Annotated in this window: 6 protein-coding genes; 5 read left to right on the forward strand and 1 reads right to left on the reverse strand. The window is 67.6% G+C overall.

Annotation, left to right across the window (positions count from 1 at the left end; translation table 11 throughout):
- Nucleotides 1-93 precede the first annotated feature (93 nt).
- From G3O06_RS34615 to G3O06_RS34635, 5 genes are all read left to right on the forward strand, one after another.
- Nucleotides 94-834: a fimbria/pilus periplasmic chaperone gene (locus tag G3O06_RS34615; RefSeq protein WP_205818896.1), complete on the forward strand. Its 741-nt coding sequence runs from the start codon at nt 94-96 to the stop codon at nt 832-834.
- 193 nt (nt 835-1,027) lie between these two features.
- Nucleotides 1,028-3,625 (forward strand): fimbria/pilus outer membrane usher protein, encoded by a 2,598-nt coding sequence (locus tag G3O06_RS34620; protein ID WP_205818897.1) that lies wholly within the window; start codon nt 1,028-1,030, stop codon nt 3,623-3,625.
- A 9-nt stretch (nt 3,626-3,634) separates the two neighbouring features.
- Nucleotides 3,635-4,618, forward strand: coding sequence for a fimbrial protein (locus tag G3O06_RS34625; RefSeq protein ID WP_205818898.1), 984 nt, complete (start codon nt 3,635-3,637; stop codon nt 4,616-4,618).
- A 155-nt stretch (nt 4,619-4,773) separates the two neighbouring features.
- Nucleotides 4,774-5,028, forward strand: a complete 255-nt coding sequence (locus tag G3O06_RS34630; protein WP_174968954.1) for a GlsB/YeaQ/YmgE family stress response membrane protein — start codon at nt 4,774-4,776, stop codon at nt 5,026-5,028.
- Between the two features lie 329 nt (nt 5,029-5,357).
- On the forward strand, nt 5,358-5,693 hold the full coding sequence (locus G3O06_RS34635; RefSeq protein WP_174916546.1) for a type 1 fimbrial protein: 336 nt from the start codon (nt 5,358-5,360) through the stop codon (nt 5,691-5,693).
- A gap of 68 nt (nt 5,694-5,761) precedes the next feature.
- Here the strand turns inward: G3O06_RS34635 and G3O06_RS34640 are convergent, their stop codons facing one another.
- Complete coding sequence (locus tag G3O06_RS34640; protein WP_174968953.1) at nt 5,762-6,634, reverse strand: LysR substrate-binding domain-containing protein; 873 nt, start codon at nt 6,632-6,634, stop codon at nt 5,762-5,764.
- Nucleotides 6,635-6,720: the final 86 nt, after the last annotated feature.

A 6,720-nucleotide genomic window follows, 5' to 3' on the forward strand; every position in this document is an offset into this window, starting at 1 on the left:
GCCGTCCCGGCGATCTCTACCCGTCACGCCGTGCGACGCGGAACCCGCCGTTTCCGCCCGCTTCCCGTCCCATCGATCCGAGTCCACACGCCCATGAAACTGTTGAAGCTCTTCCGTACGCTGACTCTCGCCGTCGCCGCATTCGCGTCGCAGGCCGACGCGAGCGTCGTGATCGCCGGCACGCGCGTGATCTTCCCGTCGAGCGAGCGCGAAGTCACGATCCAGCTCACGAACGACAGCAAGCGTCCGGCGCTGGTACAGGCATGGCTCGACGATGGCGACAGCCGCGCGTTGCCGGAGAACATCGACGTGCCGTTCACGCTGACGCCGTCGATCTTCCGGATGGAAGCCGGCAATGGCCAGACGCTGCGTCTCGTGCACACCGGCGAACCGCTTCCCGCCGACCGGGAATCGCTGTTCTGGCTGAACGTGCTCGAAGTGCCGCCGAAGGCATCCGCGACCGAGAGCCGCAACCGCATCCAGCTGGCGTTCCGCTCACGCATCAAGATCATGTATCGCCCGGCCGGACTGGCCGGCAACGTCGACGACGCCCCCGTGCAGCTCGGCTGGCGCGTGGTTCGCGCCGACGGCGGCTACGCGCTCGAGGCCAGCAATCCGACGCCGTTCGTCGTCAATTTCGGCAACGTGCTGCTGAAGTCCGGCGGGCGCCAGCACGACGCCGGCATGGGCTACGTGCTGCCCCGAAGCACGCAACGATTCCCGATCAAGGATCTCGCCGGTGCGCCCGCCGCCGGTGCAACCGTCGAGTTCGGCAGCATCAACGACTGGGGCCGGGCAACCGACATCGAACGTCCGGTCAGCGTCGAACCGTAACGCGACCGAGGCCGGCAGCGCATCGCAACGGTGCGCGCCGAGCGCGCTCCCTCTTTTCGTCCGACGTCGCTCCGGCCGTTCCGACCGACACGGAAACCCCTGATTTTCCATCCGCCGCCGCGCGGTGTGCACGCCTGCGCGCCTGCGCCGGCGAAACGCGCCCGCACGACCCGACCTTTCTGGAGTATTGCGCATGACCCCGACCCGACTGCCGCGCCGCGGCGCGGCCGACGTGCCGCGCGTCAAGCCAATCCATCTGCTGGTGGCCGCCTGCGTCGCCGCGTGGTCCGTCGATGGCCGCGCGACGACGCAGGCCGCCGCCGAAAGCACGCTCGCGCACGTCGAGTTCGACGGTGCGTTCCTGCAGAATCGCCTGGGCAAGCCTGTCGACGTGTCGCGCTTCGCCCAACGCAACGTGACGGCCCCCGGTGTGTACACCACCGACATCCATGTCGGTCCCGACTGGATCGGCCGCTACGACGTGCGCTTCGTGGCCGCGCCGGATTCGGGCGACGCCCGGCCGTGCTTCGACCGCGCGCTGCTCGAGCGCGTCGGCGTCGATTTCGGCAAGCTCGCGCCGGACGTCGTCGCGCGGCTGGACGACAGCGGCACCTGCCAGCGACTCGCGCAAGTCGTGCCGGGCGCCAGCGCGGCATTCGACTTCGAGCGGCAGACACTGCGGCTGTCGATCCCGCAGGCGTCGCTCGTGCGCAAGGCGCGCGGCTACGTGAGCCCCGATCAATGGACCTCCGGCGAAACCGTCGGCCTGCTCGGCTACAACTTCAATCTCTACACGTCGAAGGCCAGCGGCCACACCGCGCAGACGCAAGGCTATCTCGGCCTGAACGGCGGCGTGAACCTCGGCAACTGGCGCTTTCGCCACGAAGGCTCCTATTCGTGGTCGTCGCGCGGCGAGCGCCGCTACCAGGACATCGCGACCTATCTCCAGCGCGACTTGCCGTCGTTGTCGTCGCAACTCGTCATCGGCGAAAGCTACACGTCGGGCGAACTGTTCGACTCGACGCAGTTCCGCGGCGTGCGCCTGTCGACCGATGACCGGATGCTGCCCGACTCGCTGCGCGGCTATGCGCCCGTGGTGCGCGGCATCGCGAACAGCAACGCGAAGGTGACGATCCGCCAGAACGACGTGACGATCTACGAGACGACGGTCGCGCCCGGCAATTTCGAAATCGACGACCTCTATCCGACCGGGTACGGTGGCGACCTGCAGGTGTCGATTGCCGAAGCCGACGGCTCCGTGCATTCGTTCTCGGTGCCCTACGCCGCCGTGCCGATGTCGCTGCGGCCGGGCATCGGCCGCTACAGCTTCGTCGCGGGCACGCTGCGCAATCCCCACGGATCGAGCCAGCCGCTGTTCATGCAGGCCACGTACCAGCGCGGCCTGACCAACCTGCTGACGGCCTATGGCGGCGTCACGCTCGCCGGCGGTTATGCGTCGGCGATGCTGGGCGGCGCATTCAACACGTCGTTCGGCGCGTTCGGCGCGGACGTCACGCATGCGCTGACCGCGATCCCCGGCGCGAAGCGCTACAGCGGTTCGAGCGTGCGCGTCAGCTATGCGAAGTCGGTCGACGCGACCGGCACCGATATCGCACTCGCCGCGTATCGCTATTCGACTGACGGCTATTTCGGCCTCAACGATGCGATGCAGGCGCGCGACGCCGCACGCGACGGCCGCTCGGCCCAGTCGGTCTGGCGTCAGCGCCATCGCGCATCGCTGGCGCTCACGCAGCGCCTCGGCACGACCGGCGGGCGCATCAATGCGACGGCATCGGCCGTCAACTACTGGAATCGTCCGGGCTCGGACGTCAACTACTCGGTGGGCTACACGAACCAGTTCCGCAACCTGTCCTACAGCCTGACGGCCACGCGACAGCGCAGTGCCGGTGGCGACATGGGCACGCTCTACTACGCCAGCGTCACGATCCCGTTCGGCCGCGAGCGCCCGATGACCGTCTCGGGCAACGTGTCGCGCGACACGCTCGGCCGCACCCGGTTGCAGTCGACGTTGTCCGGATCGCTCGGCGACGACCACGCGCTGTCGTACAGCGTCAGCGCGAACCACGCGTCCGGATCGAATTCGGCCACGGACGGCAGCGCCAACGTCACGTACCGCACGCGCCTGGCGGAAGTCAACGCCAGCGCGGGCGCGAGCACCGACTTCCAGCAGGGCTCGCTCGGCGTGCGCGGCGCGCTGGTCGCGCATCGCGGCGGCATCACGTTCTCGCAGCCGGTATCCGAGACGTTCGCGATCGTCGAGGCGCCCGGCGCGGCCGGCGCGCGCGTCACGAACGCAGCGGGCGTCAAGGTCGACGGCAACGGCTACGCGGTCGTGCCGTACCTGACGCCATACAGCCTCAACACGGTCGCACTCGATCCGAAGGGCATCCCGATGGACGTCGAGCTGAAGGAAACCAGCCGGCAGATCGCGCCGCGTGCCGGTGCGGTGCCGCTCATCCGGTTTGCGACCGACACCGGCCGCGCGGCGCTCGTTCAGGCGCGCCAGGCCGACGGCACGCCACTGCCGTTCGGCGCCGTCGTGCACGACGACACCGGCAAGGAAGTCGGCGTCGTCGGCCAGGCGAGCAAGATCTTCGCGCGCGGGCTCGCCGACAGCGGCTCGCTGACCGTTCAGTGGGGCGCCGATGCCCGCTCCGTCTGCCGGATCGCCTACACGCTGCCGGTTGCGGAGCGTCGCCGGCCGTTGCCCGGCATACAGACCGTCAAGAGCACTTGCCTGTCCGATTCGACGACCGCCGGCATTCAGTAAGGAATCCCTATGTCTCACTTTCGCCAATCGTCCGCATTGACCCGAACCACGACTCCGGCCGCCGCGGTGCGCGTCGCTCGCCGCCCGCTCCACCTGTTCGCGGGCGCCTCCGCGCTTGTGCTCGCATCCGTCGCCTTCGCGACCGACGCGATCGCCGCCTCCCTCTATGCGTTCGGGCAGGCCACCGTTTCCAGCCCCGGAAACGCCACGCCGGGCACGGTCGTCGCGCGTCACTACTTCACGCCGCAGGACGTATGCGGCGCGAGCACCTGCCAGATCACGGGCATCAGGATGTACTCCAAGGGCGGGGTGTGGGTGTCCGACGGCCCCGACCTGGAAACCAATGTGTCCGGCTTGTCGACGCGCATGCTCGTCGACGGTAACGTGGCCGTCTCGTCGACGAAGGCGACGCTGCGCAATACGCTCGAAGTCTCGCTGTTCCGCGACAGCCGGCAGCCGCAAGATGGATCGCTCAATTCGGGTGCGCTCAGCGCCTATTACTCGATCGAATACAAGTCCGGCATCTTCGGCGCCTCGTCCCCGGTCTTCCTCGCCGCAAAGGTCAGCTTCATCAACGGAACGTGCTCGATTCCGGACCAGACCGTCACGCTGCCGCCCGTGCAGCACCATGTGTTCAAGGGCGTCGGTTCGACCGCCGGCGCAACGGACTTTCAGGTGCAGTTGAACAATTGCCCGGCCGGCTACAACCGGATCGGCTATCAACTGGCGCCGCTGGACGACATGGTCACGGGGTCCCCCGGCGGGATGCAGTTGCGCCCGGATGCCACGGCCAGCGGCATCGGCATCCAGATCGCCGACGCCGCGACGGGCCAGCCGCTGCCGCTGGGGAAGTCGCACACCGTGACGAGCTACAACCCGGCCACCGGCGGATCGCCGTCGATTCGGCTCCGTGCATCCTACCTGCAGACAGGCGCGAAGGTCGGTGGCGGTTCGGTTCATGCCGCGACGCAGGTTCTGCTCGACTATCAATGAATGACGCGCCGCCGGGGTAGCCCTGACATCCGCATGACGCGGCAGCGTGCGATACTCGGCCCGTCGCGGACCTGTTCGGCTCCACCGGGAACCCCGGTGCGCCGGGCGAGTCCATCTCCTTTCGTCAACAGCTCAACCGCAATAGGGAGGCGTTCATGCTGCAATTCATCGAAACCCTGGTCGTCGGGCTCATCGTCGGCCTCCTCGCCCGCGCACTCAAGCCCGGCGACGACAAGATGGGCATCCTGATGACCATCGTGCTCGGCATCGTCGGCTCGCTGGTCGCCGGCTACGTCGGCCGTGCCGCCGGCTGGTACGCACCGGGCCAGGGCGCGGGCTGGATCGCGTCGATCATCGGCGCGATCGTGCTGCTCGTGGTCGTCGGCGCGGCACGCAAGCGCATGAACTGAACGGCGCAGCTTCGGCTCCAACGCAAAACGGCCGCTCGAGACGAGCGGCCGTTTTGCTTTCCGGGCGGCGCAAGGCCGTTGCCCACACAACGGTCGCGACGACCGTTCGTCTTTCGATCTTATGCCACCCGGCATTTCCCTGACTTGCGGTTGCGCAAATCCGGCCTACATTGGTTTTAGCAATACGCAATCGTTTGCCGATTGCCATTATTTCGATTTTTTCATTCAAGAGGTCCGATGGTTTTGCCGTTTACGCATACAGCATCGCAGCGTTGACGGACTGCCACCCGAGCGGCCCGCTGCGACGCGCTTCCTCTCTGGAGCCTGTCATGAAGCATCGCCCTATCGCCGCCTCGTTCGTCCTGGCTGCCTCGCTTCTGGCCACTTCCTCGTCCTTTGCCGCCGGCGCGTCCGGCATCATCCACTTCTCGGGCATGATCGTCGAGCCGCCCTGCTCGTTCGCACTCGATACGGCCGATCTCGCCCGTGGGCACGTACGGCCCGACTGTCCGCGCCCGGCAAGCGGCCAGATTGCGTTCGTCGACGCCGCGAGCCAGCAGGCCATCAAGACCACGACCTTTACTCAGGCCTCGCGCGCAATCGTTTTACCGAACCGTCCGGGCAACAATCAGGCGCCGATGATCGCCGTCGTGACGTACCAGTAAAGCCGTTAGCCGGCGCGGCACCCGACGGGTTCCGCGCGCCGGTCCGGCGCACGTGCGCGCTTCGCCCGTCAATCGCGATGGCGCGCGATCCAGTCGCTGAACGCGCGGATCTTCTGCTGGTTGCCGATGTTCTCGGGATAGACGAAGAAGTAGCGCGCGCCCGTCTCGAGCACGATGTCGAACGGCCGTTCGAGCCGGCGCGCGCTGACGTCGTCGTCGACGAGCGTCACGTCGCCGATCGCGACGCCGAAGCCCTGCATCGCCGCGTTCGTCGCGAGATCGAGCGTGTCGAACGTCGGCCCGCGCGCGGGATCGACGTTGCGCTCGCCCGCGTGATCGAGCCACGCGCGCCAGTCGCGATGGTCGCGCGTCGGATGCAGCAACGTATGACGCGCAAGATCACCGACCGCATCGAGCGGCGACGTTTGCCGCAATTCGGGTGCGCACACCGGCGTCAGCCGCTCGTCGAACAGCGGCAGCGCGAACACGCCCGCGCCCGGCGACGTGCCGTAGACGACGGCCGCATCGAACGGCTCGGTCGAGAAATCGACCACGTGCTGCCACGCGGTCGTGATCTGCACATGGAGATCGGGATGCTCGCCCTGGAAGCGCATGATGCGCGGCAGCATCCAGCGCATCACGCAGGTCGGCACCTTCAGCGCGAGATCGGTGCGCTGCCGCGTGAGCCTCATCGAGATGTCTTCGATCCGCGCGAAGCTCTCGTTGACCACCGGCAGCAACTGCTCGCCCTCCGCCGTCAGCGTGAGGCCCTTTGCATGCCGCTTGAACAGCGGGAAACCGTAATGCGCCTCGAGTGTCTGGATCTGCCGGCTCACCGCGCCCTGCGTGATGCACAGCTGCTCGGCCGCGCGCGTGAAGCTGCGGTGGCGAGCCACCGTCGAGAAGATCTGCAGCGCGTGCAGGGGCGGAAGTCGGCGCATGAGGAAGGCTAACGGAAAAACGGCGCGAAAGGACCACGCGCCGATACCGGCGCGCGTTGTCCGACACGATAAGCCAAACGCCGGCT

Origin of the sequence: Burkholderia sp. Ac-20345 (assembly GCF_017104825.1) — a bacterium.
Lineage (GTDB): Bacteria > Pseudomonadota > Gammaproteobacteria > Burkholderiales > Burkholderiaceae > Burkholderia > Burkholderia lata_B.